Source organism: Sinorhizobium mexicanum, assembly GCF_013488225.1.
Lineage (GTDB): Bacteria > Pseudomonadota > Alphaproteobacteria > Rhizobiales > Rhizobiaceae > Sinorhizobium > Sinorhizobium mexicanum.
The window spans coordinates 1,147,734-1,173,673 of the sequence record NZ_CP041238.1 but is presented as its reverse complement, the minus strand read 5'-3'; the positions used below and the strand labels follow the sequence as shown (position 1 = coordinate 1,173,673).

Genomic DNA, 25,940 nt, shown 5'->3' with positions numbered 1-25,940 from the left:
TTCCCTTGCTCGTAGGTCACCCGCAAGCGGCCTACATCGGCACCTTCACCGTTACCTTCTTCGGCCGCCCACCGTTGCCCGGGATAAGCACCGTGATCACGCATTGGCCGTCGGATGTCGGCTGGGCGGAGAGCAGTTCTCCACCCGTCTCGGCAACCACTTGCGCGGCGGCAGCGCTGCAATCGCCAGCCGCGCGGACAACAGCCGAAGGCACGTTGATGGCAGGCGGCGACAAGCCCGCGAGGCCTGCGGCAAGCGCGGCTATGATCACTGGTGAAGACATGAACGCACTTTCGACTTGGGAAGCATCATGGCGAAAATCATTAACTGATACAGGCTGAATGGCAAATGAATGTCGGATGCAGACGCCTCCCCGGCGACTGTACCGGCACTTGAGAAAACGACCGTAGATTGCAACGATTCCTTCGGTTGCGAAAGATCGCACGACCTACAGCGCCACGCGTCTAATCAGACGCGCAACGGAGGCTGTAGCATTTCAAAATCGGCTACGATTTAAGGAAGTATGCAGTGGTGCCGCCCCTTCGGCCACCGCCACGGACAGCGGCGTTGTCGGAAGAATGCTTACGAGGACACGAACCGTAACCGCGCCGTTTCTGGAGGCTCGGGCGCTCTTCCCGAATTCGCGATTCATCTGAGTGGCTTGCGGCCGTTTTCTCAAGAATTGAGTCCGATGCTTCAGAGGCCGAATCCGCGATCTCCGGAAGTAAGTCCGTACTTATGTTCAAGGACGTGAAAACGCACCGTTTTCCGGTTGCGTTCCCTCGTCCAGGGCGCTCAAAAATAAATTTTTGGGACAGTCGAAACACTAATCGATTTAAAGGTTTTTCAATCGTTTAAATGATTTAAACCACTGATTTACAAAGTATTTACGATGTGAAATGGTCATGTATCCTTGAACTAGCATGAAGCCAGGAGAAACGGATGCAGACGCTCGCAAACAAACAGCCCGCACTACCGCAATCCAGGATTCCGCAATCGCTTCTCGATCGTTTCGAGAACGAGTGGCGCGCGATGCGCACGGCTGGCGAGACTGCAGAAAAGCCCGTTCCGCCTGCAGAATGACAATCCCTGCATCGCTGAACGAACGCCCTTCGCCCAGCGATGCCACTCCACAAAGAAGGCGCCGGGGCTCCTCCTAACGGTCGATGACAGAGCCGTTGCGGCCTTTTTACCAATCCAGAATTCCATGCTACTCTTTTGCCATGCTGACCGAAGAGCTCGAAAAGCTGGCGCTCAGCCTGCCCGGAACGCAAGAGAATGCCCATTTCGGAACACGGGATTTTCGTGTGGGCAAGCGGATTTTCATGTCGCTGCCGGAGGCGGGTCGCGCGGTGTTCAAATTCACCCCCGATCAACAGCGCATGTTGCTGGAAATGGAGCCCGGAGTTTGCGCCGCGGTGCCCGGCGGCTGGGGAGAGCGCGGCTGGACTTCATTCTATTTCGCCGACGCCGACGAATCGCTTGTCCGGCAGACCATGGAAACCGCATGGCGCAACGTCGCGCCTAAAAGCCTTGTGAAGAAGAACGGCGGCGGCTGATCCTTGGCCCCTCATTGAAACCGTGAATTGATCTCACTCTTTGAAACGACGCGGTTCCGGACGTGCGCGTTAGGTCTTTGTTTTCACGCATGTCGTCGTCCAAAAACCTCTGGGGCGACATGCATTAGCGCGCCACTTCCAGCCCTACTTCCAGGGGCCAGGTAACCAGGTAGTCCTCATAATCCTCAACATCGATACCGTCCTCCGCGACCGTGCGCCCACGCACGGATATGCCGGCCGCGTGGACGGTTTCCGGGTCGCCGGAGACGAGCGGATGCCACCAATAGAGATCCCTTCCCTCGCCGATCAGCCGATAGGCGCAGGTCGGCGGCAGCCATGAGATCTCATGTACCACCTTTGGAGTCAGCTGGATGCAGTCGGGCACAGTCGCCTGCCTATTGTCGTAATCCTTGCAGCGACAGCTGTCACCGTCGAGCAGAGTACAGCGGATCGACGTCCAGGCGATCTCGCCCGTATCCCAGTCCTCGAGCTTGTTCAGGCAACAGAGGCCGCAGCCGTCGCAGAGGCTTTCCCACTCGGCATTGCTCATTTCTTCAAGGCTTTTGGTTTTCCAGAAAGGCATTTCGCCCATCATGTCACACTTTCGTCCGTTCCATGCCGACATGGAAGATTTGCAGAACATTGCCGGTTTTTTAAGGCCGGCAGCACGATATGCAAGTAGATTGGAAACTCGCGCCGTGCAAATATCATTGTGGGGCAAGCGAACCTTCGGGACGAGAACGCCGTGCAGGAACCGAGGAAAGAGGATAACCGGCCGAAGAGGCGACACATCTTTCTCAGAATCGATTCCTGGATCGACTCGACGGTGTGGAATGCCGGATTCCGGCTGGCTGAATGGTGGGAAGAGACGACCATCTTCTTCCGGCGCTTTCGCGTACGCGGCTGGAAGAGAGCGCTTTTCGAAGTGCTTGGTGAAGCGGCAACGTGGGGGACGGCCGGCTCAGTGCTGATGCTGGCTCTGGCCCTTCCGGCGTTTGAGGAAACAAAAGGCAATTGGCGCGCCCAGAGCGACTTTGCGGTGACCTTCCTCGACCGTTACGGCAATGATATCGGCCACCGCGGCATTATCCACGAAGACTCGGCCCCGATCGACGAACTGCCGGACCATCTCATCAAGGCGGTTCTCGCCACCGAGGATCGGCGTTTCTTCGATCACTGGGGCATCGATTTTCTCGGTCTGGCGCGCGCCATGACCGAGAACGCCCGGGCGGGAGGCGTGGTCCAGGGCGGCTCGACCCTCACCCAGCAGCTTGCCAAGAACCTGTTCCTGTCGAACGAACGCACGATCGAACGCAAGATAAAGGAAGCCTTCCTCGCCGTCTGGCTGGAATGCAACCTGTCAAAGAAGGAAATCCTTCGTCTCTACCTCGACCGCGCCTATATGGGCGGCGGCACCTTCGGAGCGGCCGCAGCCGCGCAGTTCTATTTCGGCAAGGCGATCACCGACATCAATCTCGCCGAATCCGCCATGCTCGCGGGCCTTTTCAAGGCTCCGGCCCGCTATGCGCCGCACGTGAACCTGCCGGCCGCACGCGGCCGCGCCAATGAGGTTCTCACCAACATGGTTCAGGGCGGCCTGATGACTGAGGGCCAAGTGATTGCCGCTCGCCTTAATCCCGCGACCGTGATCGATCGCGCCCAGGTCAAGGCGCCCGACTTCTTCCTCGACTGGGCTTTTGACGAAGTCCAGCGTATCGCTGCCCCCTTCGCGCAACACTCCCTGATCGTGCGCACGACGATCGATATGGGTCTGCAACAGGCAGCGGAGGACTCGGTCGAGTCGAGCCTCCGGCAATATGGCGAAAGTTACAAGGTGAAGCAGGGCGCTGTGGTGATGGTCGAAAACGGCGGTGCCGTACGTGCCATGGTCGGCGGCCGCGACTACGGCGAAAGCCAGTTCAATCGCGCAACACGGGCGCTGCGGCAGCCGGGCTCCTCCTTCAAGGTATATACCTACGCCGCGGCGATGGAAAAGGGCATGACACCGGAAACGGTGGTCGTCGACGCGCCGATCACGTGGCGTGGCTGGTCGCCGCAGAACTACGCTCGCAAGTATGCCGGCCGGGTCACCTTGATGAACGCGCTGGCGAGATCGATCAACACCGTCCCTGTCCGCCTCGCCAAGGACAAGCTCGGCACCGAGATTATTGCCGCCACGGCAAAGAAGATGGGCGTCGAAACACCCATCCGCACCGACAAGACCATGCCGCTCGGCACCTCCGAGGTGACCGTGCTCGACCAGGCGACGGCGTATGCTGTCTTTCCTGCGGGCGGCCTGCAGTCGCGGCGACATGGCATCAGCCAGATCCTCAACTACGATGGCGACATCCTTTACGATTTCGGCCGCGATGCGCCTCGGCCGCAACGGGTTCTGAGCGAGCAGGCAGTCTCGTCGATGAACCGCATTCTCACCCAGATTCCGGTGATAGGCACTGCGCGACGCGCAGCCCTCGACAACGGCATCGTTACCGGCGGGAAGACCGGCACCACGCAGGCCTATCGCGATGCCTGGTTTATCGGCTTCACCGGCGACTACACGACCGCTGTCTGGTTCGGCAATGACGACTATACATCGACCGATGAGATGACCGGCGGTTCGTTGCCGGCCATGACCTTCAAACGGTTGATGGACTATGCAGAACAGGGCATCGAGCACCGCGCGATCCCCGGCATCGACAACCCGCTTCCCGACGCCACCAAGAAACCGGAGGCGGTGGCGGATGCGAAGCGCGACGAGGATGAAAATGCCCTTCCGCCGCTTGTTCGCCCCCGTTCCCTTTCCGCCGAGGTGACCAAGCTGTTGAAAGCGATCGGCGCGACGTTCGAGAAAGCGTCCCCGCTCAAAGCACCGGAAAAGAACTCCGGCAGGGTCGCAGTGCTTGAGGCGCCGACGAGCAACTCCCGCGACCGCGTTACGACGAATGCCACAAGCAATTGACTTTGTAGTCACAAATCCTTTCCTTGACGAACGAACCGGTCATGCCGCGTGGCTTCCGCAAATTGCCAGGCAAACGAGATACGATTGAGCCGCTCCTTGTTTCGCATTCCCCTCTTCGTCGCACTCGCTCTGATCGTCGCCTTTGGCGGCGGAATCACTTCGGCTGTCTGGGCACTGAAGGCGACCGTCGGCTTCGGCTCGATCGCGATCGGCCCCTGGGTCGCTTTCCCCGAGGCACAGACGGCGGCCGCGGACCCCTACGCCAAGGCGCATCGCGCCCGCGCCGGCGAATTGCTCTTTGGAGGCGCCGAAGGGCTGATTTTCACGGCTGCGACCGACGACAACGGCGCGCGGCTATCTGCTACCTGCTCCTACGATATTTCGGGCATGACGCCGCCGGCCCGTTTCTGGACCCTCTATGCGACGACCTCGGAGGGCGTGACCTTGCGGCCCGGACCGGACCTGCCTTCGGCGGTGAACTCCTGGACGGTGCTGCGCGCCGAAAACAGCAGTTTCGTCGTTCACGCCTCGCCCGTCGCGCACCCGGAAAACTGGCTCGCCATCCGCCACAACGGCAGCTTTAAACTTGTACTGACCCTGCTCGACACACCGACCGCCGGCTCCTCAGGGTTGATCGATCTTGCGATGCCGAAAATCGTCAAGACGGGGTGCGGAAATGCGTAGCACGCTGTTCGCCATTCTCGTCGGCCTGTTTGGCGCGGCTCTACTGCACATCATTATCGTGCTCGCCCTACCGCAATTCACCGGTCGAGACGCCTACACGCGCGTTCTCGGCCTTCTCGAGATGGACAGCTTCTTCCCACTGACGGCCGAGCCGGGGGTAACCGGGCTCGACAACAGCGACCCTTATCTGCGAACCGCCGTCTGCAGCTTTTCGATCGCGGAGGCGCCCGCGCGCTTCATCGCCCGCGGCACGGTGCCGTTCTGGTCGCTTGCCGTCTTCGACAGCAACTCGAACGAAGTGTTCAGCATGAACGATCATACGGCCGTCAACGGCAGCCTCGACCTGGTCGTCGCCACGCCGATCCAACTTGTCGAATTGCGCAAGTCGCCCCCCGAAACGCTGGCTCAGTCCATCATGATCGAGATGAAGGACGACGAAGGTTATGCGGTTCTGCGAGCTCTTGCCCCGCTCGACAGCTTCGAGGAACAGGTTCGCAATTTCCTGACCGAGTCGAGCTGCGAGCCCTTCCGGCGTTAACGCAATACCGCCGCGCCGCCGCTTCCTCGACAGCACGGCGCGTCATCAGCCGCGCTGAGGACGCCGCTGCATCTTGAATGCTACATGTTCTGAGCCCTGAATCGCCTACGATTTAAAGGAACATTCAACGGGCGCGCAAATGTCGGAGGTACGTTTGATTGCCGGGCAAAACCGGAAGGTCCATCGCCCGGGCGTTCCGGATGGCATTATCGTCGACGATTGGTGGAGGCGCCCGGTATCCCGGGCATTGAAGTGACAACTTAAGTCACGCGGCCGCGCCCGCGTGGGCGGCAATGCCGTACACTACAATCAAACTACTGCTTCTTCACCCGCGGTCCAGCCGGCGCCGTGGGCTGTGGTCCACGACCGTCGAGACGCTCGTAACGGATACCTGTAAACAACAACACAGTGGCGCTGCCTGATTTCACGGGCCGCCTTCGCGGCTTTTGGACCCTGCGGTCCTGCATTCTGATTACGTCTGCCATGCTCGTCTCCATATTTCCATGAGACGGATGAACTACCGTACCGATTTCACCCTGCCCGCAAATCGGGCTGACGCATATTCCAAAGGTTACATTCTTTGGACAGACGCGCCGTTCTCATCTGCTCCTTCTTCCGGTGGCCCGGACGTTGTTTGGGGGTTCACATCAGATGCGGACCGATGATAGCCGGTCCGTCCTGATTGAGCCATAGCCAAGTTAACACTATCTTAAGCTCATCGTGCTTCCCCCTCTTTTGGTCCTCTATTCCAGTGTTTGAGAGCGATCAGCGTCTCGCAAGCAGCCCAAACAGGAATGCAACACCCGCGATCGTCAGCAGGCTCGATATCGGCTCCTCACGGACGCGTTCACGGACGCGCTCCGTCATCAACTCCGCTTCGCCCTGCACAACCGCCTTTGCGCCAGTGCTAATGGCCGAAACCGTCTCGGTGAGCCGAGTAATCTCCGTTCTCAGGTCTGCAATCTGTGCTTCCAGTTCCGCCTGCGCGCTCGCACTGCGTGCTTCAGCATCGATTTCCGCCCCAACGGCTGCCAGCTTCTTCTCCGCCATTTCGTCACTCCTCTTCTTCGCGCGATGTCAACGCGTCGAAGCGGGATTGGTTCCCGCGATGCGACGCAAATGGGCCGAACCAAAACGAGCGGACGGCCATTGCCGCCCGCCGTCTCGAAACGTCTCTAGCCGTTCTCACAACCTGCGTGTCGTACCCCGATCTTCGCCGCCGACAGACGGCATGGCGCTTCAGTCGTTCTCGCACAGACGATCGTCAAAACCACACTCCGGAACCACGCGCATTTCGTTGTCACGGCGCCGTTCACGACGCTCGTCGTCGCGGTCACGCTCCCATTCCCGGCGATCCTCGCTCACTTGCCTGCGTTCCCATTCGCGACGATCCCACGCACGCTGTCGCTCCCAGTCACGCCGGTCCCGTTCTCCGGCCCAGTCGGGACCACGGCGCCAGCGGTCACGGTCACGATAGAAGTCGCGGCCCCTGTAGTTGCGGTCCCAATAGCCATCGAACTGGAAGACGACCGTGGGAATGCCGAGCGGGCGATAATACTCCGGCTCCAGATAAACCCTGTTGCTACGGTAGATGGCCTGCACATATCGGCCGGCAACCCAACCGCGCCCGCTGTAGAACGAAACATCGCACCACGGCAGGTCCGCCAGGCAGCCGTGAATCTCCACCGACTCGCCGGCGGGGATGACGGTCACGGCCGGATAGCGTGTGCTTGGCCCCGACCGCATGTTGACATTGGCCGTTGCAAAACCTTGCGCAGCCTTGGCTACCGCCGGGACGAGCAAGAGCGCACAAACAGCGGCCGCCCGAAAAAACGCATCTTTCACAGATCTATCTCCATAGAGGGCCACCTTGGGCCCTTCGGCTGGCACCAGCGCTTCACCGATTTGCGGATCAAATAGAAGTGCATGTGGAGTTTTTAAGGCTGAAAGCAGCCCGGAGGTCCGACCTCTGTGGATCAAGGAAAATTCCGCGTCGCCACGACAGTGCCGCAAGCCTGAATAAAGCCCCAACGTCCATAGTTAATGCTACGCTAACGTTTTAGATCTATTTTTGATGACGTGTGCCGTTCCGGGCCATCGGCGATGGCGATCGTGTTTTGCGTGCAAGGACAAATTGTGACGAACCGGTTTCGTGAGTTGGAGAGGCGGCAAACGGGCCGACTGAAGGACGTCGTGCTGATGGCGACCGTCACCGGCTTCGAGAGCCTTCGCATCCCGCGCAAGTCGGACATGAAGCAGTTTGCCGAGTTGTTCGAACCGCTTTTCCTCGGATCGAGCGACGAGGCCCGTCGTCAGGTGACCGCCGCCCTTTCGCAATGTGCGCACGTGCCCGAGCCGGTCGCCCTGCTGATCGGCAGCATGCCGATTGCCATTGCCGCTACCTTTCTGACCCGATCGAAAGCAATTTCCGATCGGGTGCTGATTTCCATCATCCGCCGGCAGGGAGCGGCCCATGCCAGCGCAATCGCGCACCGCGAAAATCTTTCACCGTCGGTCGTCGATGCGCTGGTCGAGCACCACCAGACCGTATATCCGAACGGGCAGCTGGGTGCGAATCAGCCGAGGACCGACGCCGTAGGCCCGCCGCCGACCGGAGACAGCACTTCTTCCGATCGCATCGCTCGCGAAGACAAGCTACGCGAGGAAATCAAGGCATTGGTGCGGGCCGAGCCGCGAGCAGGCACGTCCCGCGTCCGGCCAATCGACGAGTTCCACCAGGCGTTGCTCATGCGGTTTGCCCGCAGTGGCGAAGCGGTTCTCTTCGCTTCGGCTCTCGCCGACGCATTGCGATCGAGCCGAGCGCTCGCAGAGCGGATCCTTCTCGACATCTCAGGCCAGCAACTCGCCGTGACCCTTTCTGCACTTGAGCTCCCCGCCGGCGAGATGAATTCGCTGCTCGAGGCGCTCTATCCGCATCTTTCCGAAAGGCTCGGCGGCGGCACGCGCGCCACAGCGATGATCGAGACGGTTGCGAGGAAAGCCAGTGTCGAGCGGGTCGAGGCTTGGCTGCGTGCGGATGAGCATGGAGCCACAGAGCCGGCCCGCCACGAGGCCTATCTCGGCGACAATCGCGGCGCCGACCCCCGCCAGCAAGAGGCTCGTCCGGCCGTCGCCCATCGCAGCACCCCCCAGCCCATACGAGGATTGGGCAGACGCTAGAGCGTTTCAGGTTTTGACGGAAGCATATCCGGCGTTGGCGAAGTAGTTGCTGCATTCGTCGGGTTGAACTGAGGAGACGAGGCTGCCGAGGTGTTGCCATGTCTCCTCGACGGTTCGCTTCTGCGCCGCCCGCATCCAGTGTTTGATTTTGGCGAAGGCTTGCTCGATCGGGTTTAGATCGGGCGAGTATGGCGGTAGATACCAGAGCCTTGCGCCGGCGGCTCGGATCATCTGCCGGACGGCGGTCGACTTATGGGAGCCGAGATTGTCCATGATGACGATGTCGCCGGGTTCGAGCACGGGCACGAGCTGTTGCGCAACATAGGCCGTGCGGGGCAAAGCCGCGCAGGCGCTTGCCTCGCGGGGCCCAGCCATAGAGCGGCGCCATGTTGGTCTTGATCCAGGTTTCGTCAATGAACACCAGCCGCCTCGGATCGAGACCGGACTGCCAGGCGCGCCAGCGTTGCCGCCGGCGGGCAATATCGGCACGGGCCTGCTCAAGGGCGATCAGTGTTTTTTTTGAACCGCAGCCCCTCGCGGCGCAGGAACCGCCACACCGTATCGTGCGAGACCTTCACCCCACGCGCCGCCAGCTCTTCCTTCAGCCTATGCAGCGACAAATGCGGCGTCTGGTTGATCCGCTCCGCGATGAACGCACGGTGCGGCTCCAGCACATGCCTGCGGTGGCCGCCCATCTTGCCGGGCGCCACAGACCCGCTCGATCGATAGCGCTGAGACCACTTCACCGCCGACGATACGGCAATGCCGAAACGAGCCGCCACCGATCGGCAGCTTTCGCCGGCCTCAACCGCGCCAACAACACGTTCACGAAGATCGTTCGAAAGAGGTCGCGTCATCAGATGCTGGCCTCCGCTCCAGCCAACATCTTGAATCACAAAATTGACTAAAACGGAATCCCCTCCGATTCAGTCAAAGCCGGAACCGCTCTAGCGCATCGGCCCGAAAATCGGAATCGATTCTCGGAAAGCACGATGCGTGGATTCAGAGACTTACAGCGTCCTTGGTGCGTCCTGAAGGACGCACCAAGGACGCTGTAACCGCGCTTGGCGCCTTCTGTTAACGAGCCGTCGCGCCTATCGCCGGGGACCGACATCGGCAGCCACGACCTCGAAGAGACCGTCGCAAGCGTCCAGTTCGATTTCGACAATCCAGCAATCAGGATCGAAACGGATCTCGGAGGAAAGCGCGCTGTCGATGTGGTCCGCATCCGTATTCTGCATTCGTATCTCGAACTTGCGACCCGTATCGGCTTCATCTTCGAAGAAGTTCTGCGGCGCGGGCGCATAGAGAGTCTCGACCCCGAACCGCGAGCGCTGGCGAATGAAGATTGCGCCGGCTTCTTGGGCACCCTTGCGCAGCACCGCGGCATAGCCGCCGAGGGCAAAGACGCGGCGTAGCAGGGAGGACACGAAGATATCGGATTTGAGGCGCATGCGAGGCTGATACACGTGAGTCCACCGGCATGCAATTGTTGGGGAAGCCGGCGGCCGCTGTGGTCACGAACTGAGATTGGCGGCGCGGCTCAAAGCGCGCCGATTTCCTTCAGCTTCTTGAGAACCTTCGCATTCGGCTCACCGGTCTGCGGCAGGCGGTAGTGCTTTTCGAAATGCCGGATAGCGGCGCGCGTCTGATCGCCGGCGACGCCATCGACCACGATGTCGGCATAGGCAAGATTGCTGAGCCCTTTCTGGATGCTCACCACCAATTCGCTCGAGACAGGAATGTCGGCCCGAGGAAGCAACGTCTTGTCCTCTTCGGCAGTGCGGATCGCCGCAGCAATCGGATCGACCTCTGTTGGCCCGGGCTTGGGGTCCGAATAGGGACGGTCGCCAGGGGTGACGACGGCGAGGTCAGTATCGTGCGTCGCACGCAACGCCCGCAACAAGTCGTCGCTCGCTTCGCCGCTTTGCATGCGCCCGGTCTGCTTTTCGAAACGCAGGATCGCTGCCGAGGTTTTCGGGCCGGTACGCCCATCCGGCGCTCCGGCGTAGAGACCCAGCCGCACCAACTCTCTCTGTATTTCCGCGGCGAGCGTCGAAGTGGCCGGTGCGGAGGCAGCCGCGTCGTCGACGTTCGCGGGCCTTTCGGCGCCTTCCCGTTCGATGACGAAGGTCGTTACATTGCGGCGCTCAACCGGCTCACCATTGGCAGCCGCCAGGCGCTGGGCAACTTCGCGTCCGACCAGCGGAACGCGGGTGCGCAGAAGTGGCGAGGGGTGGGTGCCGTGCTGATACCACATGGCATTGGCCGCAACGAAACTGAAGACGACGACGAAGGCGGCTGATCCGCCAGCACCGACCGGGTGGCGAGCCATCACCCTGCCGGCAAATGCAAGAGCGCGAGCGGCCGCAGCCAGGCCGCGCAATGCAAGGCCAGGTCGAGTTTTTGCCGCTCTCTTCCGCTCAGGCTGTTTGCGCTTGCGCGGAGCCATGTCCCCGGTCCTCGTTCATTCCCTCGTCTTGGAAGCCAACCTCCCGGATACACGTCGCTCCCTCGCCGCGCTCCTTGAGCCGCGGTGGGAACTCCACTGTAACGGGAATGCTCGTTTGTTCGTCGTTCGCAATGCCGGATCCGTCGCGTGGGATCGAAACGGCGATGACCGTCCCCTCGCCTTCGCAACTACGGATCGAAATATTGCCCCCGTGCAGCGTGACCAACCCTTTCACCAGCGATAAACCGAGCCCGGTCCCTTCATAGCGGCGCGTATAGTCATTCTGAATCTGGACAAAAGGTTGGCCGAGCATCTGCAGCTTGTCTTCGGCGATGCCGATCCCCGTGTCGCTCACGGTGAGCTTCAGCACTGCGCCGTCGGTTTCGGCATCGATGGTGACCAGTCCGCCCTGATTGGTAAATTTGATCGCGTTGCCGACAAGGTTGATCAATACTTGCTGAAACGCGCGCTGATCGGCATTGACTTCACCAACTGCGCGCGTCACGCGGCTTATCAGCCTTACGCCCTTCTCGCGTGCCTGATGGGAAAGCATGGCCTCGCAAGCGGCAACGGCATCGGCCACGCGGAAGGGCTCCGGAACAAGCTCGTAGCGGCCGGCCTCGATCTTGCTCATGTCAAGCATCGTGTTGACGACGGACAGGAGGTGGGCTCCGGATTTGTGGATCAGCGAGACATATTCACGCTGTCTATCGTTCTCCAGCTTGCCGAAATATTCGCCGGCCAGCACGTCCGAAAAGCCGAGGATGGCGTTCAGCGGAGTACGCAGTTCATGACTGACAGCCGCGAGAAAACGCGTCTTCGCATCGTTCGCCGATTCGGCATGGGCTGCCTTGGCGGTTGCTTCCGCGCGCAGCCGAGCTTCCTCGGAGACATCGCGGGATTGTACGACGATGGCAGTCAGCCGATCCTCGGCGTCCCGGACCGGTGTCATCTCGCAGCGCATGTGTACGAACTGCGCCCCTTCGGCCGGTACTGACAGCCGCTCGAGGCGGATGTCGACCGCCGATCTCTCGCCATTCTGGCGCAGCGCATCGATGGCCCGCATGAATGTGATCCGATCGGAGACGTGGATCTGCTCGATGAACCCGCGGCCGCAAGGGTCGCGCATCAGAGTGAGATGTTCGGCAGCATCGCGACCATGCACGGAAAGGACATTGCCGCGCAGGTCATGCACCGTGACGAGACCGGCGAAAAGATCATAAGCCGCTGAAAGATCGGGCATCGCAGTCGCAGGCTCGCGAACATCACGTGCCTGACGCTGGTCCTGACCAATGGCGGCAGCCGAGGCCAACAGCGATGCCGCGGCCCACAGCGCCGTCCCTACCGGCAGGGCAACGGAAACCGGCAACACGGCCGTAAGCGCCAGCGGCACAACCGGTAGAGCCGTCAGAGACACGGCTGCGACAGCACGCAGACGCTTGAAGTCACGATGCGGCAGCCACGCGGCGGCAGCTTCATCCAGGCGGGATGCCCATCTGCCAGCCATGTCACGCAATACATTCACGCTTTGCCCTGCCACCTTTGTTGTTTCTTTCGAGCCGATCCGGAACGCCTGTTTCGCTTTCGAAGGGGGTTTGGCCGGGCTGCCTCGTGATGGTCCGAATCTCGCACCGCCGACTTAATGAAAGAATAAACGGGCCACCTCGGAGCGGGCGCAAAACGGACGAAAAATCCTGTTTTGGTGCAATTCCGGCGAGCTTCGTTCCTTGTGGTTAACGGGGCGTAAGCGTCGGATTTTCGTAGATTTTTCGGTTCTTGTTAAGAATTTGGGCAACGTCGTCAGGGCGATTGCCCGTGCCACAAGCTGTCGCTGGCCCGAGCCTTGCCACGAACCTTAACGGCAATCGCTAAAATTTGAGATAAATGCCATTTCGGATACCGAAATCGCGCATTTCATTAAAATTAGAGACAAATTCCACTGGTTTTGGAAAAGCGCCCTTGTGATTCCCACACTAATGTCTGCCTAAACGCATGGAGGGCTGGACGCGTGACCGGTCCCGGCCATGGAGCGAATGCAAGCGGGCGCGTGTATCAGGCGATACCTCTCGTCCGGGACTGTCGAGAAAGGCAAAATCGGTTAAATGACCGGGAGCTGCGGCAGCCGAACAAAGGATGGGCAGAAGATGTGGTTTTTCGTCAAGGCAGCATTCTGGTTCTCTCTGGTTCTGGTCCTCCTGCCGTTCCTGGATCCTTCCAGCACCGAGAAGCTGCAGCATGGACCGAAGGTGGAGATCGGCGATACCTTTTCGGCGGCCAGCGAGGCGTTCCAATATGTAAGCGCCATCTGCATTCAGAAGCCTGACGTCTGCGAGAAGGGCGCCGAGACTTTCGTTGCGCTTGGCCATCGAGCCCGTGAAGGTGCGCGCATCGCCTATGAATTTCTCGACACACAGTTCGCCGAAACCGATGCCGGCGCACCGGACGCCAAGATCATGACCGGCACGGTTACGCCCACAGATACTTCGCATGACGAAGCGAATGACAACGCGCAGACCTTCAAGCGCACGCCGGTCCCGGAAAAGCGTCTCGACCCAAGGGCCGCCGTGGCGCAGTAACGACTGGCTGTTCTGGCCGGACTGCGGTCGTCCTCACCAACTGCCTGATTAGCCGTTCCGTTTCGGCCACCGCGAGGATATCCATCCTTCGCGGTATTCTTTTATGGACGGAATGGGACGAGAGTCACGACGATGTTTCGGCCCAAATGGATATCGGCTGTTCTCATTGCCGTCCGCATCTCCTATATGAAAGGATGAGATCCCGATGACGGCAAGAAAGCGGGGTCGGGACAGGCAAGAGCTATCGCGCGGCGGTAGCCAACCGCGAAACGGCGCTGAGAATCGGACGGGCCATGGCTTCACTTGAGCAGATCATTGACGACTTTTCCTTTCTGGACGAGTGGGAGGATCGCTACCGCTACGTGATCGAGCTGGGCAAGAGTTTGCCGGAGATGCCGGAGGCCTTGCGAACCAGCGAGAACAAGGTTCAGGGCTGTGCAAGCCAGGTCTGGCTTGTGACTCACACGACCGGTGATCCGGAGAACCCCGTCCTGACCTTCGAAGGGGAATCCGACGCCCACATCGTCCGTGGTCTCGTGGCGATCGTTCTCGCCCTCTATTCCGGTAAGCACGCTTCGGAAATCGCGCAGCTCGACGCCCTCGACGTCTTCGGCAAGATCGGCCTCATCGAGCATCTGTCGTCACAGCGCGCCAATGGCCTGCGCTCCATGGTCCGGCGGATCAAGAACGAGGCAGAAGTCCGGCTGGCGGCCTGAGGCCCCCTACTGCATGTTGCCGATTTAATGAAAAAACATGCAGCACTTCAAAGTGCTATGACGTCCTTTACGCGCCTGATGAGACGCGCGGCGCCGTAGTTCGCCACGATTGGGAACCTTGTGGCAAAAACGAACAAGGCCGGGCGCTTGGCCCGACCCTCTTTCCAGGACGAAACGCTGCGCGCACTCGTCCGCGCTCGGCCTGCCTGGGCCAAGCGGCGAACGGGATTACTTCCCGCGGCGCTTGCGACGCTGTCCGAGGCCCATCTCCTTGGCGAGACGCGAGCGGGCTTCCGCATAGGCGGGCGCAACCATCGGGTAGTCCGCAGGCAGATCCCACTTTTCGCGATACTCTTCAGGCGAAAGATTGTGATGGGTCATCAGGTGGCGCTTCAGCGACTTGAACGTGCCACCGCATTCAAGGCAGGTGATCTGGTCATCCTGAACCGACTTGCGCACCGAAACGGCGGGTTTCGGCTTCTCGACCGGAACCACCACCGGTGCAGGAGCCGTCGTGTTGTTGAGCGCCGAGTGAACATCGGCTATGAGCGTCGGAAGCTCGGCAACCGGAACCACGTGGTTGCTTACATAGGCGGCAACGATTTCCGCCGTCAACTCAACCAGGAGTTCATGGCTCGCGCCGGGCGTGGTTTCTGTCATTTCTTTCTCCTATCGGAATCCAGCAACAAATCTGAAACAGCGTTTCAGAGGGAGGAATTCGCGAAAATGCCGCCGAACAGCGCCCGCTGCCTTGGAATTGACCGATAACTGTACGGCGAGGACCAAGGTTCCGCCGCAACATCAAGGCTCGAATTGGGATAGCGAAACCCGCCACCAAGGCATCAGGACAATCGACACCTCAAAGCAACGGATAATATTCACAACTCAAGCTGGAATTTCAGTTCAAAGTATTTTCCATGACGACACTTTGCATTTACTGCATTAACATTGATCGCCGAAAAGTCCAAACATAATTTTATCGAACAGCAGCAACTTTATTCCAAAATGCTAAAATTGTGACCGCACGCGGATTTGTTCGGAAATACAAAGACAGAAACGGCGTCGATCAAAGCCGACGTGGCTCTTCCTTTTGTGGAAGCTGATCTATTACCGACAGTTTCGTCAACCTGTAACCCGCCTGGTGCGCGGCTTTGGCCAGAAGATGGGCAGAGATCGGCGCCGTCAGAATGAAGAAAACAAAGCCGGCAAGCGCACGCACGAGAATTGCACCGTCAAGGGAATGCAACCCCGCAGCCAGAAGCAAGAGGCCGGAGCCGATCGTTCCCGCTTTCGAGGCCGCATGCATCCGCGTGTAAAGGTCGGGAAACCGAACGATTCCCAAAGCGGCCAGCAGCGAGAATAAAGCGCCGACAAGGACGATCAACGCGACGACAAGCGTGATTGCGGCATTGGCTTGCGCTTCCATCAACGTGCTCCTCGGCGTTTGCGGCGCGCCGCCGGGGCGGCCTTGCCGCGCTTCGGGGGTGTCTTTTTGGTGGACGCGGCCACGGCGGACTGTTCCGGCGCCAGGCCGCGCGCCAGGATGAAACGCGCGAAGGCCACGGTGGCGAGAAAGCCGACCAGGCCCAAAGCGATGGCAATGTCTATGTACAGGTTGAAGCCTGTCTTGATGGCGATCACGGCAATAAAGCCGATCGCGATCGCCACCAGCATATCGAGCCCGAGGACGCGGTCCGGCAAAGTGGGCCCCCGGATGATGCGCAGCACCGTCATCAACAGCGCGGCGGAGAGGAGCACCAGCGCGAAGCCGATCGCTGCGGAAAGTACGGTCTCAGCCATCACGATCCAAAGGCCTCCCGGATTCGGCGTTCGAAGCCGCGCGCGATGTCCTGTCGAAGTGTGCCCGGATCGGCGCATTCGAGCGCATGGACATAAAGGGTCTTGCGATCGTCGGAGACGTCGACCGAAAGGGTCCCCGGCGTCAGAGTGATGAGATTGGCGAGCAGGGTGATCTCGAAATCGCTCTTGAGCGTCAGCGGGTAGGCAAAGATGCCGGGCTTCAGCACCATCTTCGGCTGCATGACGAGAATGGCGACCTTGGTCGCGGAAACGGCGAGCTCCTTGAAGAAGAGCAGCAGGAGAAGCAACATGCGCAGAGGCCGTATCGGGTAGGTCACTGGCCGCAGTTCACGCCGGATAAGCGCAAGCGACAGCGCGCTGACCAGAAAGCCGAGCACGAGATTTGCGAGGGTGAAGCTCGAACTGATAGCGCCCCAGATGACGGTGAAGATCAGGTTGATCACAAGGAACTTCATCCCAGGGAACTTCATCTCAGGCCTCCCACGGGAAAGACCGAGTTCAGGTACGCCGACGGCTCCGCTAGTCCGGCGGCCGCACTCTGGATCGTCGCCAGCAGCGGCTCCGGATAGAGGCCGATCCCGAGTGTGAGGAGGGAAAGGGCCGTAAGCGGCGCCAATACGGCCGGCGGCAGCCGCACGGTCTCGGCGGCCGCACCGGGCTCGTCGCGCCAATAGGCAAGCAGGAACAGACGGCCGGTCACAATCACCGTGCAGAAGCCGGCAAGAAGGAGTGCCGCCGCAAGCCACCAGGCACCGATGTCGAGCGCCGCCTTTACGAGCATGACCTTCGGCCAGAAGCCGGAAAAGGGCGGCAGCCCGGAGACAGCAAAGCACAACATCAAGGTCAGCGCGGCAAATCCCACGTTCTTGCGGTAGAGGCCCGAGACGGTCGCGATGGAAGAGTCCCCGCCGAGCCGCGCGGCGATTCCGGCGGCGAAATAGAGGCCGGTCATCACCAGCATCGAATGGAGCGCATAGAAGATCGCGCCGCCGATACCGCCAGGACCACCGACAGCGATCCCCGCGAGCATCGACCCGATCCCTGAAACCACGAGATAGCCAAGGATGCGGCGGAAGTCGGTCTGCGCCAGCGCGCCGAGAACACCGACAATCATCGTCAACGCCCCCGCAAGCGCCATGACGAAGCTCAGTTCCTCTCGTTCAACTGGGAAAAGCATGACCATCACGCGGATCAGAGCGTAGATACCGACCTTGGTGAGCAGACCGGCAAAAAGCGCCGACACGACGACGCGCGGGGTGTGGTAGGAGGCCGGCAGCCAGAAATTCACAGGGAAGGCCGCGGCCTTCATGCCGAATGCCAGCACATAGAGCGCAGTCAGCGTCATCAACGGCGCGCTGCCCCGCAAACCTTCCGCCTTGCGGGCGATGTCGGCCATGTTCAGCGTGCCGAACACGGCATAAAGATAGCCCGTCGCGACCAGGAACAGCGTCGTTGCCACGAGATTCAGGAAGCCATACTTCACCGTGCCGTCGATCTGCTCGGGCTCGGAGCCGAGAACCAGAAGACCGAAAGAGGAGATCAGCAGAACTTCGAACCAGACGTAGAGGTTAAATATGTCCCCGGTCAGGAAAGCGCCGGAGACGCCCGCCATCAGCAGCATCAGGAACGGATAGAAGCCGTAGCGCCGGCCGCTGTCGTTGATATCGGCGAGCGAGAAGATGCCGCCAGCGAGGGCAACGATTGCCGCGACCAGAGCAAAGAGCGCTCCGGTCAGATCGACCGTGAAGGCGATGCCGAAGGGTGGCAACCAACGCCCCATGACCATAGTCACCGGCCCCTTGGCTGCCACATGTCCGAGCAACAGCGCGTCGATGAGGACAAGTCCTGCGAGGCCTGCAACCGCGATGATCGGGTGAAGCCCGACCGAGCGGCGCAACATGACCAGAACCGCGCCGATGGTGAAGCACCAGGCGACCGGCAGGATCACCAGCCAATCGGCACCGGTCGTCGGGCCGAGAACGAGCGCGGCGGAAAGATCGACGGAGGAAGGGGTCGGGACAGCCATGGGTCGATCAATATCCAAGCGGCGGCATCGGTTCCTTCATCGGCTCCGCCACACGCATCTCGTCGGTGTTGTCGGTCGACAGATCCTCATAGGCGCGCCATGCGAGAACCAAGAGGAAGGCGAAGAAGGAAAAGGAAATGACGATCGCGGTCAGTATCAGCGCCTGCGGCAACGCATTGGCGGCCGGGCCGCCCAGCGCGTCTGCACCGCCGGCGATGACCGGTGGCACGTCGCGCGTCAGCCGCCCCCCGGTGAAGATCAAGAGGTTGACGGCATTGCCGAGAACCGCCACGCCGAGGAGCACGCGGATGATGAACTTCGACAGCATCAGGTAGACCGCGACAGTGAAGAAGATGCCCACGAGCAACGCAAACCAAGCCTCCATCACTCGCCTCCCCGTTCTTCAAGCGAAAGCGCAACCGAACTGATCGCTCCGACAACCACAAGATAAACGCCGGTATCGAACAGCATGACAGTCGAGAGCGGGATCTCGACACCGAAAAGCGACGGATAGATCCACAGCCCGGTCATGAACGGCACACGCGCAAACAGCGAAATCAGACCCGCAACCGTCGCGGCAAGGAGCCCCGCGCCGGCGATCGCCATCGGATGGAAATAGATCGCGCGCCTTACCGGCTCGACGCCGTGGGCGATGCCGTAGATCGCCAGGGCGGAGACGGCGATCAATCCGCCGATGAACCCGCCGCCCGGTTCGTTATGGCCACGCAACAGGACGAAGATCGAGAACAGCGTCATCAGGCTTGTCAGGAACGGTGCGACCGTACGGAAAATCACCGATTTCATGCGCGTTCCTCCGCATCCTGTCGCTCATCGGTGCCGCGCTTGAGCGAGCCCGCCCTCAGCCGCACGAGCGAGAGAATGGCGAGACCGGTGGTCATCACCACGGCGATTTCGCCAAGCGTGTCCGTGCCGCGGAAATCGACGATGATGACGTTGACGACATTGGCTCCGTGCGCGATCGACTTCGAATAGAGATTATAGAAATCCGTCAGCGTTGCGTCGAACGGCGTGCCCGTGGCTCTCAGCAGAAAGAGGCCGAAACCGAGCCCGCAGGCGAGCGCGATCATCGAGTCGGGAACCTTCTGGTGCAGCGGCCGGTGATCCGAAGGCGAAAGCCTCAGCCGGGTCATCACCAGTGCCAGCACAACCACCGACAGCGTCTCGATCATGAACTGGGTAAAGGAGAGGTCCGGCGCGCCATAGAGCAGGAAGATAACGGCGACGGCAAAGCCCTGGATGCCGAGCGAGACGATCGCAGTCAGACGATCGGCGGCGAGCACCACGGCAACGAGGCCGGCGACAGCAATGGCCATGATCGCAAGCTCATGCGCCGGAACATCCGCCGCGAAGAACGGCGCGCGCGGCAGTTCCCCATAAAGGACCGGAGTTGCAAGCAGGACCGCCGCGACCAGCACGAAGACGACGGTCATGTAGACGTCGAGCTTGCCGCTCTGTACCCGACGAGTGACGGCCACGGCGATCCGCAAAAGCCCTCGGATGAACTGGTCGAAACCTCGGTCCGGTCCCCAGCCGATATCAGCAAGGACGACGGCCATGCCTGCGCGAAGGCGATCGAGGTTGACATAAAAGACGACACCGACCAACACGGTGGCGGCAGATAGAAGTAGCGGCATGCCGATATGCGGGACCAGTGAGATCGTCACCGTCCGCGGTTCGCCGGCAATGGCGGAAGACATCGGTGAAGAAATCAGCCGATGAGCAAGACCGGACATCAGCGCGATCGACAGCCCCTTCAGTGCCAGGATCGCCGGACCAAGCCAGAGGAGGACCGGCGCCTCATGGGCTTGCTTCGGCGTCTCCACTTTCGGTCCCACGAATGGTTTCAAGGCGATGGCGAAAGCGACAGCAAACATCAGGGCGTTGCCGAGAACGGCCAGCGCCGCAAAGGCCATGGAGCGCGCATCGAAACCGGAAAGCGCACCGTAGATTTCCTCCTTCGCGAGGAACCCGAAAAAGGGCGGCAGGCCCGCCATCGAAAGCGCGGCGGCAAGAGCGATCACGAACGTCAGCGGCATTGCCGAGCGCAGCCCGCCGAGCCTTGTCAGGTCGCGCGAGCCCGTCTCGTGGTCGATGATGCCCGCAACCATGAACAGGGCGCCCTTGAAGAGCGCGTGCGCCACGAGATAGAGCGCAGCCGCCTCGATCGCATGCGGCGAACCGAGGCCTGTCAGCAGGACCAGAAGACCGAGCGAGGCCATCGTAGTATAGGCAAGCATCAGCTTGAGGTCGGTTTGACGCACCGCCAGCGCTGCACCGCTCACGAGCGTAGCCACCCCGAACAAAGGCAGCAGGATCTGCCATTCCGGCGTGCCCCCGAGCACCGGATTGAGCCGCATCAGCAGGTAGACACCCGCCTTCACCATCGTCGCCGAATGCAGATAGGCCGAAACCGGCGTCGGCGCCTCCATGGCATTCGGCAGCCAGAAATGAAAAGGAAACTGTGCAGACTTGGTAAAGGCTCCGCCCAGCACCAGCAGAAGCACTGCGAGATAGAACGGGCTCTCCTTCAGTTCGGCGCCGAAAGAGAGAAGCAAAGATAACTGGGTAATACCGCTCACGTTCCAGAGGATGAGAAGGCCGGCAAGCAGCAGCAGGCCTCCTCCCCCCGTGACGACCAATGCCTGCAGCGCCGCACGACGTGCGGCCTCGCGGCCGTGATCGAAGCCGATCAGCAGGAAGGAGGTAATCGACGTCAGCTCCCAGAAGACGAAGAGCATCAGGAAACTGTCCGAAAGGACGAGACCTTGCATGGAGCCCATGAACATCAGGATGAAGGAAAGGAACCGGCCCTGATGCGGATGGCCCTTTAGATAACCGCCCGAGTAGAGAACGATCAGCGCCCCGATGCCGGAAATCAAAAGTGCGAACGTCAGCGACAGCCCGTCGATCAGCCAGGAGAAGCTGACGTTGAAGGAGGGAATCCAGGCATAGCCGCCGGTGACGATTTCGCCGTCAGCGATTTCCGGAACGAAGCGGAGGAAATGCACGAAGATCGCAGCCGGCGCGAAAGCCAACAGCCAGGCGGCATTGTGACCGAGAAATCGCGTCAGCACCGGGGCCACCAGTGCCGCGACGAAGGGGAGACCGAGGGCCAGAAATGTCAGGGCCGCGACATCCATCGTCTTGGCAAGCTCCTTCGCCGTTTTGACCATCCGATCAAATTGTTACCGGACATAAAATAAGGCCTGTTCCGCCTCAAGAGTGAATCGGCACGAATCGGAGTGGCGCGACAGTAATACACTGCAAAGCGCAGGCAAATCATGCAGCATCGCGATACCTGCGACCTTCGCACCGAGCATCCCGTTACCGACCCCATCGACGGCCGGGTGATCAGAGAATATGATCGCGCGCATTTCATGGTGCGGACTGAGATCCGCTGCGCGGAGCGCGACGCCGTCTCGGCCGTGTTTTCCGATGACCCTCCAGCGGTAGGCTTGCGTTGTCGCCTCAACGGCACGGCCACACCTTCGAAGAGGATTGACAGCGCGACACGGAAGCAGTGCCATGAGCGTGAGCGCTGCTTTCATCTTTGTGTTGAACGCGTGGCGCTCCGGCTGTTCCGCGAGGAACAGCAAGGGCTTCGGGGGCCGGGCTACGAGGAGCGGCAGATCGAAGCAAGCCAAAAGGATGCTCGCATGCGCCGCGCTTTCTTCGCCCTCGCCCTCCTCACCGGGCTCGCGTTCCCTGCAGCTGCGGAGGACGACTGGCACTCCTATGCCAATCCTCGCTTCGGCTACACGGTCGAGATTCCGCCGGGCTTCGAACTGCGCCAGGACGCATCCGACGAAGGCGACGGCGTGAGTTTCCATGCGGACGACAACGGCGCGACGCTTGCGGTGTTTGGAAGCCATCCGCTGGATGGCGATTTCGAAACCGATGTGGCCGACCACATCGGCCTCGAGACTCAGGATGATTGGAGGATGCTGTTCTCGCGCGTCACGCCTGCCTGGGCGAGCTTCTCCGGCGCGCGTGACGACGAAGTATTCTATGCCCGGGCGATCGCCCTTTGCGACGGAAGTGCCGCCTATTTCCGCCTGCAATATCGCAAGAATCCGTTGACGAGTTTCGACGGGATCATCTCGCGCATGGCCGCAGCGCTGAGGCCGTCCGACGGCTGCCGGCTCGCGCCAGAATGACCGGGCGGGATGACGAGGGTCAGGACAACGCTGCGCCGCTGAAGCAAGTCACGACCGCCGAATAGTGCACCGCCGAACCTGCAACGACAAAGCCGTGCCAGATTGCGTTCTGGAAGCGCAAGCGCTCCCAGACATGGAAGATCACGCCCGTCGAGTAAATGACGCCGCCGATCAGGATCAGGATCAATGTCGTCGCCGTCAGCGTGGACAAAAGCGACCGGGCGGCGAGCACGCCGCTCCAGCCCATGCCGAGATAGAGCAGGATCGCAAGCCGGTCGAACCGGCCGGGGAAGAGACACTTGATCACTATCCCCAGCGCGGCGATGGCCCAGATGCCGATCAGCATTCTGGAAAGGAACGGGTTGTCCCAGCCGCGCTGGAGAAACGGCGTATAGGTTGCCGCGATCAGCACAAAGATCGAGGAATGGTCGAACCGACGCAAAAGCCACTTCACCCGGCAGATCGGGAAGAGATTATAGAGGAAGGATACCGAAAGGGTGGTGACGAGCCCGACTCCGTAAATCCAAGCGGCGGCAAGCTGACCGGACGTGCTCCAAAGCGTTGCGTAGAAAATCAGCGCGGTGACACCGCAGAGCGCTGCCGCAAGACCGATGCCGTGGACGATCCCATCCGCAATCAGTTCGGATCGGTCATAGTTCCACTTGACCCCGTCGGTCTCCACGCGATCCTCCCCTCGACGCTGCGTCAAAATCCCTTGGACGCGCAAAGGGCCTGCTCATGCCCGGGTCCACACAGCGATCGGAAATCGAGACAATTTCCCGATCAGCGGCTGATTTCAGGCGCGACGCAGGCACGTGTTCTACCCGTTTAACGTGCCACAGTACGCGCCCACAGCAAAGAGCCGTCGGACGACGAAAGGATCAATTTTTGCAACCTATTACAACAATCGGCTGATGTCCTGCAAAGCCGGCAGACTTGTCTCCGGCCAGCCGCTACCGCGGTCCAAGGTAACCGCGGAGTCACATCGTGTTACGGCACGTGGTAACTCCGCCGGTGGACGCTGTCGGAACGACAATCCGCGACGGTCAGGCGCCAGCGAGCAAGAGTGTCGTCAAACGCAATGGCGTGAGCCCAGCTTATCTTGCGCGCGCTATCTCCGCCGCACAGGTCTGGCAAAGGGGAGCGTGCGGCACCGCGTGCAGTCTTTCCGGCGAAATCGGGTCACCGCAGCGTGCGCAGGTGCCGAAGGTTCCTGCCTCAATTCGGTCCAGAGCGGCATCAATCGCGCGGATCTCGCCCTGACCTGCGAGGCCGAGGCCCTCCAATACCTCGTCGTTTTCCCGTTCGGTGACGCGATCCGGCACGTCGGCATTCATCGGCTGATCGAGATCCTCCTCGATCTTCACCAGCCGGCCATAAAGCTCGCGTTTGCGGCGGAGAAGCTGTTCGCGAAAATCATCAAGCGCGTACTTGTCCATTTGCAGGGCTCCTTGGTCGCGGCGTGGTTCCACGCCGCCTTCTTGTTCTTGGCATCTTTACCGGTCGACGAGAACGGCGCAGGGGCAATGGCTGACGACGCGGCTGGCGGTCGAACCGATAAAATAGTCGATCAGGCCCGGCCGGTGCGAAGCAATAATCACGAGGTCCGCATTCTCTTCCTTGGCGAGAGCGTTGATGGTGCCGGCCGCCCCGCCGGTGCGGATTTCGATACGCCCCTTGATTCCATGCTTGGTCTTCAACGCTTCCAGCGTCTTAACCGCATGCTTGCGCGACTCCTCGATCATCTCGAGCGGAAAATCGACGATCATATATCCCTGCGCATAGGCGTTGAGGTCCTCGACGACGTTGAGCAGGACGATTTCCCCCCCTTCGTCGATCAGCTTCTCGGCGATGTTGAGTACGGATTCGCCATGCTCCAGCTGATCCATGGCGATCGGGACGATGATTTTTTTGTACATGCTGCACTCCTTCTACTGCGTTCCCGGGTCGCCAGATGGCGAGGCCAGCCCCTAAACGCGGATCGAGGAGAAGGCCGGTCTTCACTTCCCCCGTATCCGCGCCAACATGAATTTGCGCGGAGGCGATGTTCCAGCATTGATTGAAATCAAATCGACCGCCACCGTCGTATTCGCATCACTGAAAGATCAGGTAGTGCGGTGGTCATGACTGTCAACGCTCATCGAACACAACATCAAGTAATATAACGGCTTTCCTGAACGTGGTCACGGGCCCATATTTATGGCAGTTTGAAGAAGCTGCGACCGGTGGCCACACGAGTACCCGGCCCGCCCCGAAAGGCGATGCAAATGCAAGATACAACTCACTCGCGTCCGGCAAACAACATGCCCACGGACCACGCGGTCGCGATGCCCGTCTTTGTCGACGGGTCCCACCTCGTCGTTCAGGATCTGCCGATGGTTTCTGGCTGGTACCAGCAGATTCTGGGGCTGACGCCGATCGAGGCCGGCGCCAAGGGCGAAACCCTCGGCGTCGCCGGCAGACCCCTGCTGACGCTGACGACCGAAGGGAATGCGGCAAGAGCGCCACGCAACGCGCCCGGCCTGTTCCATACCGCTTTTCTCGTTCCCAATCGGCGCGAGCTCGGACACTGGCTTGCGCACACGGCACAGCACAACATTCGCCTGCAGGGCGCATCCGACCACCTGGTCAGCGAGGCGATCTATCTCGCCGATCCGGAGGGTAACGGCATCGAGGTCTATCGCGACCGCCCGCGCGGCGAGTGGACCTATCAGCCGGACGGCACCGTCGCGATGAGCACGCTGCCGCTTGACTTGCAGGCCCTCTACGACGAAGCGCCGAAGGACCATTGGGACGGTCTCGCCGAAGGCACGACGATCGGCCATATCCATCTGCAGGTCTCCGACATCCCCCAGGCGGATGGTTTTTTTCGTGACGTGCTCGGATTGGACCTGATGGCGCGCTACCCCGGGGCGAGCTTCTTTGCCTCGGGCAAGTATCACCATCATGTTGCGGCCAATATCTGGAACTCCCGAGGCGCGTCCAAGCGGCAGAGCAACATGACTGGTCTTGCGGACTACACTATCCGCTTCAGCGATGCTCAGAAGCTCGCAACGGCGCTCGCCAGGCTCGGCGAACTGGAAATACCGGTAAGCAAGCAAGGCGACGTCCATAGCCTGGTCGACCCATGGGGCATCGGCCTCAAACTCGCCGCCTCATAAAGGGGCGGCGAGCCATCCCCGATAAGTGCCTTTAGGACGAACGAACGCCGGCTTTCTGCTTGATCGCCGCACTGGTGCTCTCTATCTCAT

Annotated in this window: 28 protein-coding genes and 2 pseudogenes; 11 read left to right on the top strand and 19 right to left on the bottom strand. The window is 60.7% G+C overall.

From position 1 onward, the window contains the following. Positions 1-31 precede the first annotated feature (31 nt). The gene (gene feuN / locus FKV68_RS05495) at positions 32-283 is read right to left on the bottom strand and encodes a two-component system FeuPQ modulator FeuN (protein WP_180940511.1); all 252 of its coding nucleotides are present in this window, start codon (positions 281-283) and stop codon (positions 32-34) included. A 659-nt stretch (positions 284-942) separates the two neighbouring features. Here feuN and FKV68_RS05490 point away from each other — a divergent pair. Both FKV68_RS05490 and FKV68_RS05485 read left to right on the top strand, forming a co-directional pair. Continuing rightward, positions 943-1,083 (top strand): hypothetical protein, encoded by a 141-nt coding sequence (locus FKV68_RS05490; protein WP_180940510.1) that lies wholly within the window; start codon positions 943-945, stop codon positions 1,081-1,083. A gap of 140 nt (positions 1,084-1,223) precedes the next feature. Next, complete coding sequence (locus FKV68_RS05485; protein WP_180940509.1) at positions 1,224-1,559, top strand: MmcQ/YjbR family DNA-binding protein; 336 nt, start codon at positions 1,224-1,226, stop codon at positions 1,557-1,559. Positions 1,560-1,683: 124 nt separating this feature from the next. Here FKV68_RS05485 and FKV68_RS05480 read toward each other — a convergent pair whose 3' ends face one another. Then, positions 1,684-2,151 carry a YcgN family cysteine cluster protein gene (locus tag FKV68_RS05480; RefSeq protein ID WP_180941416.1) on the bottom strand — a complete coding sequence of 156 codons (468 nt, stop codon included), beginning with the start codon at positions 2,149-2,151 and terminating at the stop codon, positions 1,684-1,686. Between the two features lie 153 nt (positions 2,152-2,304). Between FKV68_RS05480 and FKV68_RS05475 the strand changes: the two genes are divergently transcribed. The 3 genes from FKV68_RS05475 (at position 2,305) to FKV68_RS05465 (ending at position 5,740) form a co-directional block, all read left to right on the top strand. Further along, positions 2,305-4,518, top strand: a complete 2,214-nt coding sequence (locus tag FKV68_RS05475) for a transglycosylase domain-containing protein (protein WP_246452549.1) — start codon at positions 2,305-2,307, stop codon at positions 4,516-4,518. Positions 4,519-4,614: 96 nt separating this feature from the next. Continuing rightward, positions 4,615-5,202, top strand: coding sequence for a DUF1214 domain-containing protein (locus tag FKV68_RS05470; protein ID WP_180941415.1), 588 nt, complete (start codon positions 4,615-4,617; stop codon positions 5,200-5,202). Further along, positions 5,195-5,740 carry a DUF1254 domain-containing protein gene (locus FKV68_RS05465; protein WP_180940507.1) on the top strand — a complete coding sequence of 182 codons (546 nt, stop codon included), beginning with the start codon at positions 5,195-5,197 and terminating at the stop codon, positions 5,738-5,740. The genes FKV68_RS05470 and FKV68_RS05465 overlap by 8 nt, the downstream gene beginning before the upstream one ends. Positions 5,741-6,505: 765 nt before the next feature. Here FKV68_RS05465 and FKV68_RS05460 read toward each other — a convergent pair. Together FKV68_RS05460 and FKV68_RS05455 are read right to left on the bottom strand one after the other, a co-directional pair. After that, the gene (locus tag FKV68_RS05460) at positions 6,506-6,790 is read right to left on the bottom strand and encodes a hypothetical protein (protein WP_180940506.1); all 285 of its coding nucleotides are present in this window, start codon (positions 6,788-6,790) and stop codon (positions 6,506-6,508) included. 189 nt (positions 6,791-6,979) lie between these two features. Continuing rightward, positions 6,980-7,585 (bottom strand): SH3 domain-containing protein, encoded by a 606-nt coding sequence (locus tag FKV68_RS05455; RefSeq protein ID WP_180940505.1) that lies wholly within the window; start codon positions 7,583-7,585, stop codon positions 6,980-6,982. A 267-nt stretch (positions 7,586-7,852) separates the two neighbouring features. Here FKV68_RS05455 and FKV68_RS05450 point away from each other — a divergent pair, with 267 nt between their 5' ends. Beyond that, the gene (locus FKV68_RS05450) at positions 7,853-8,920 is read left to right on the top strand and encodes a DUF2336 domain-containing protein (RefSeq protein WP_180941414.1); all 1,068 of its coding nucleotides are present in this window, start codon (positions 7,853-7,855) and stop codon (positions 8,918-8,920) included. A 6-nt stretch (positions 8,921-8,926) separates the two neighbouring features. On the opposite strand, the pseudogene FKV68_RS05445 reads toward FKV68_RS05450, so the two are convergent. The 4 genes and pseudogenes from FKV68_RS05445 to FKV68_RS05430 form a co-directional block, all read right to left on the bottom strand. After that, positions 8,927-9,777: pseudogene (locus FKV68_RS05445) on the bottom strand (transposase). A 237-nt stretch (positions 9,778-10,014) separates the two neighbouring features. Further along, on the bottom strand, positions 10,015-10,374 hold the full coding sequence (locus FKV68_RS05440; protein WP_180941413.1) for a DUF1491 family protein: 360 nt from the start codon (positions 10,372-10,374) through the stop codon (positions 10,015-10,017). A gap of 89 nt (positions 10,375-10,463) precedes the next feature. Further along, a complete protein-coding gene (locus tag FKV68_RS05435) occupies positions 10,464-11,372 on the bottom strand; it encodes a peptidoglycan-binding domain-containing protein (protein WP_180940504.1) in 909 nt (302 codons plus the stop codon). Continuing rightward, on the bottom strand, positions 11,344-12,879 hold the full coding sequence (locus FKV68_RS05430; protein ID WP_180941412.1) for a sensor histidine kinase: 1,536 nt from the start codon (positions 12,877-12,879) through the stop codon (positions 11,344-11,346). The genes FKV68_RS05435 and FKV68_RS05430 overlap by 29 nt, the downstream gene beginning before the upstream one ends. A 637-nt stretch (positions 12,880-13,516) precedes the next feature. Here FKV68_RS05430 and FKV68_RS05425 point away from each other — a divergent pair. Further along, complete coding sequence (locus FKV68_RS05425) at positions 13,517-13,948, top strand: DUF5330 domain-containing protein (RefSeq protein WP_180940503.1); 432 nt, start codon at positions 13,517-13,519, stop codon at positions 13,946-13,948. A gap of 293 nt (positions 13,949-14,241) precedes the next feature. Further along, entirely contained in the window at positions 14,242-14,664 is a 423-nt protein-coding gene (locus FKV68_RS05420; RefSeq protein WP_180940502.1) for a SufE family protein, read from the top strand. Positions 14,665-14,892: 228 nt separating this feature from the next. On the opposite strand, the gene mucR is transcribed toward FKV68_RS05420, so the two are convergent. The 8 genes from mucR to FKV68_RS05380 all read right to left on the bottom strand — a co-directional run bounded on the left by mucR (position 14,893) and on the right by FKV68_RS05380 (position 21,672). Next, entirely contained in the window at positions 14,893-15,324 is a 432-nt protein-coding gene (gene mucR / locus FKV68_RS05415; protein ID WP_136504043.1) for an exopolysaccharide biosynthesis transcriptional regulator MucR, read from the bottom strand. A gap of 406 nt (positions 15,325-15,730) precedes the next feature. Continuing rightward, positions 15,731-16,090 carry a monovalent cation/H(+) antiporter subunit G gene (gene mnhG, locus FKV68_RS05410; RefSeq protein WP_180940501.1) on the bottom strand — a complete coding sequence of 120 codons (360 nt, stop codon included), beginning with the start codon at positions 16,088-16,090 and terminating at the stop codon, positions 15,731-15,733. Next, positions 16,090-16,467 carry a cation:proton antiporter gene (locus FKV68_RS05405; RefSeq protein ID WP_425347585.1) on the bottom strand — a complete coding sequence of 126 codons (378 nt, stop codon included), beginning with the start codon at positions 16,465-16,467 and terminating at the stop codon, positions 16,090-16,092. The genes mnhG and FKV68_RS05405 overlap by 1 nt, the downstream gene beginning before the upstream one ends. Continuing rightward, on the bottom strand, positions 16,464-16,940 hold the full coding sequence (locus FKV68_RS05400; RefSeq protein WP_180941410.1) for a Na+/H+ antiporter subunit E: 477 nt from the start codon (positions 16,938-16,940) through the stop codon (positions 16,464-16,466). Before FKV68_RS05400 ends, FKV68_RS05405 begins: the two co-directional genes overlap by 4 nt. A gap of 11 nt (positions 16,941-16,951) precedes the next feature. Further along, entirely contained in the window at positions 16,952-18,511 is a 1,560-nt protein-coding gene (locus FKV68_RS05395) for a Na+/H+ antiporter subunit D (RefSeq protein WP_180940500.1), read from the bottom strand. A 7-nt stretch (positions 18,512-18,518) separates the two neighbouring features. Then, complete coding sequence (locus tag FKV68_RS05390) at positions 18,519-18,896, bottom strand: Na+/H+ antiporter subunit C (RefSeq protein ID WP_180940499.1); 378 nt, start codon at positions 18,894-18,896, stop codon at positions 18,519-18,521. Continuing rightward, positions 18,896-19,315 carry a Na(+)/H(+) antiporter subunit B gene (locus FKV68_RS05385; RefSeq protein ID WP_180940498.1) on the bottom strand — a complete coding sequence of 140 codons (420 nt, stop codon included), beginning with the start codon at positions 19,313-19,315 and terminating at the stop codon, positions 18,896-18,898. Before FKV68_RS05385 ends, FKV68_RS05390 begins: the two co-directional genes overlap by 1 nt. Then, on the bottom strand, positions 19,312-21,672 hold the full coding sequence (locus FKV68_RS05380; protein WP_180941409.1) for a putative monovalent cation/H+ antiporter subunit A: 2,361 nt from the start codon (positions 21,670-21,672) through the stop codon (positions 19,312-19,314). Before FKV68_RS05380 ends, FKV68_RS05385 begins: the two co-directional genes overlap by 4 nt. Positions 21,673-21,864: 192 nt before the next feature. On the opposite strand from FKV68_RS05380, the pseudogene FKV68_RS33615 reads away from it, so the two are divergent. Both FKV68_RS33615 and FKV68_RS33610 read left to right on the top strand, forming a co-directional pair. After that, positions 21,865-22,034 (top strand): annotated as a pseudogene (locus FKV68_RS33615) (peptide-methionine (R)-S-oxide reductase); the annotation flags it as partial. A 154-nt stretch (positions 22,035-22,188) separates the two neighbouring features. After that, a complete protein-coding gene (locus FKV68_RS33610) occupies positions 22,189-22,689 on the top strand; it encodes a hypothetical protein (protein ID WP_180941408.1) in 501 nt (166 codons plus the stop codon). Positions 22,690-22,708: 19 nt separating this feature from the next. Here FKV68_RS33610 and trhA read toward each other — a convergent pair whose 3' ends face one another. The 3 genes from trhA to FKV68_RS05360 form a co-directional block, all read right to left on the bottom strand. Next, entirely contained in the window at positions 22,709-23,371 is a 663-nt protein-coding gene (gene trhA, locus FKV68_RS05370; RefSeq protein WP_180940497.1) for a PAQR family membrane homeostasis protein TrhA, read from the bottom strand. A 415-nt stretch (positions 23,372-23,786) separates the two neighbouring features. After that, the gene (locus FKV68_RS05365) at positions 23,787-24,128 is read right to left on the bottom strand and encodes a TraR/DksA family transcriptional regulator (protein ID WP_180940496.1); all 342 of its coding nucleotides are present in this window, start codon (positions 24,126-24,128) and stop codon (positions 23,787-23,789) included. Between the two features lie 57 nt (positions 24,129-24,185). Continuing rightward, complete coding sequence (locus FKV68_RS05360) at positions 24,186-24,608, bottom strand: universal stress protein (protein ID WP_180940495.1); 423 nt, start codon at positions 24,606-24,608, stop codon at positions 24,186-24,188. A gap of 348 nt (positions 24,609-24,956) precedes the next feature. On the opposite strand from FKV68_RS05360, the gene FKV68_RS05355 reads away from it, so the two are divergent. Then, complete coding sequence (locus FKV68_RS05355; RefSeq protein ID WP_180940494.1) at positions 24,957-25,850, top strand: VOC family protein; 894 nt, start codon at positions 24,957-24,959, stop codon at positions 25,848-25,850. Positions 25,851-25,940: the final 90 nt, after the last annotated feature.

Bases quoted from the DNA above. Each gene is read 5' to 3' on its own strand.
- feuN (WP_180940511.1), bottom strand. From the start codon at position 283: ATGTCTTCACCAGTGATCATAGCCGCGCTTGCCGCAGGCCTCGCGGGC.
- FKV68_RS05490 (WP_180940510.1), top strand. From the start codon at position 943: ATGCAGACGCTCGCAAACAAACAGCCCGCACTACCGCAATCCAGGATT.
- FKV68_RS05485 (WP_180940509.1), top strand. From the start codon at position 1,224: ATGCTGACCGAAGAGCTCGAAAAGCTGGCGCTCAGCCTGCCCGGAACG.
- FKV68_RS05480 (WP_180941416.1), bottom strand. From the start codon at position 2,151: ATGGGCGAAATGCCTTTCTGGAAAACCAAAAGCCTTGAAGAAATGAGC.
- FKV68_RS05465 (WP_180940507.1), top strand. From the start codon at position 5,195: ATGCGTAGCACGCTGTTCGCCATTCTCGTCGGCCTGTTTGGCGCGGCT.
- FKV68_RS05460 (WP_180940506.1), bottom strand. From the start codon at position 6,790: ATGGCGGAGAAGAAGCTGGCAGCCGTTGGGGCGGAAATCGATGCTGAA.
- FKV68_RS05440 (WP_180941413.1), bottom strand. From the start codon at position 10,374: ATGCGCCTCAAATCCGATATCTTCGTGTCCTCCCTGCTACGCCGCGTC.
- FKV68_RS05435 (WP_180940504.1), bottom strand. From the start codon at position 11,372: ATGGCTCCGCGCAAGCGCAAACAGCCTGAGCGGAAGAGAGCGGCAAAA.
- FKV68_RS05430 (WP_180941412.1), bottom strand. From the start codon at position 12,879: ATGGCTGGCAGATGGGCATCCCGCCTGGATGAAGCTGCCGCCGCGTGG.
- FKV68_RS05425 (WP_180940503.1), top strand. From the start codon at position 13,517: ATGTGGTTTTTCGTCAAGGCAGCATTCTGGTTCTCTCTGGTTCTGGTC.
- FKV68_RS05420 (WP_180940502.1), top strand. From the start codon at position 14,242: ATGGCTTCACTTGAGCAGATCATTGACGACTTTTCCTTTCTGGACGAG.
- mucR (WP_136504043.1), bottom strand. From the start codon at position 15,324: ATGACAGAAACCACGCCCGGCGCGAGCCATGAACTCCTGGTTGAGTTG.
- mnhG (WP_180940501.1), bottom strand. From the start codon at position 16,090: ATGGAAGCGCAAGCCAATGCCGCAATCACGCTTGTCGTCGCGTTGATC.
- FKV68_RS05400 (WP_180941410.1), bottom strand. From the start codon at position 16,940: ATGAAGTTCCTTGTGATCAACCTGATCTTCACCGTCATCTGGGGCGCT.
- FKV68_RS05395 (WP_180940500.1), bottom strand. From the start codon at position 18,511: ATGGCTGTCCCGACCCCTTCCTCCGTCGATCTTTCCGCCGCGCTCGTT.
- FKV68_RS05390 (WP_180940499.1), bottom strand. From the start codon at position 18,896: ATGGAGGCTTGGTTTGCGTTGCTCGTGGGCATCTTCTTCACTGTCGCG.
- FKV68_RS05385 (WP_180940498.1), bottom strand. From the start codon at position 19,315: ATGAAATCGGTGATTTTCCGTACGGTCGCACCGTTCCTGACAAGCCTG.
- FKV68_RS05380 (WP_180941409.1), bottom strand. From the start codon at position 21,672: ATGGATGTCGCGGCCCTGACATTTCTGGCCCTCGGTCTCCCCTTCGTC.
- FKV68_RS33610 (WP_180941408.1), top strand. From the start codon at position 22,189: ATGCGCCGCGCTTTCTTCGCCCTCGCCCTCCTCACCGGGCTCGCGTTC.
- FKV68_RS05365 (WP_180940496.1), bottom strand. From the start codon at position 24,128: ATGGACAAGTACGCGCTTGATGATTTTCGCGAACAGCTTCTCCGCCGC.
- FKV68_RS05360 (WP_180940495.1), bottom strand. From the start codon at position 24,608: ATGTACAAAAAAATCATCGTCCCGATCGCCATGGATCAGCTGGAGCAT.
- FKV68_RS05355 (WP_180940494.1), top strand. From the start codon at position 24,957: ATGCAAGATACAACTCACTCGCGTCCGGCAAACAACATGCCCACGGAC.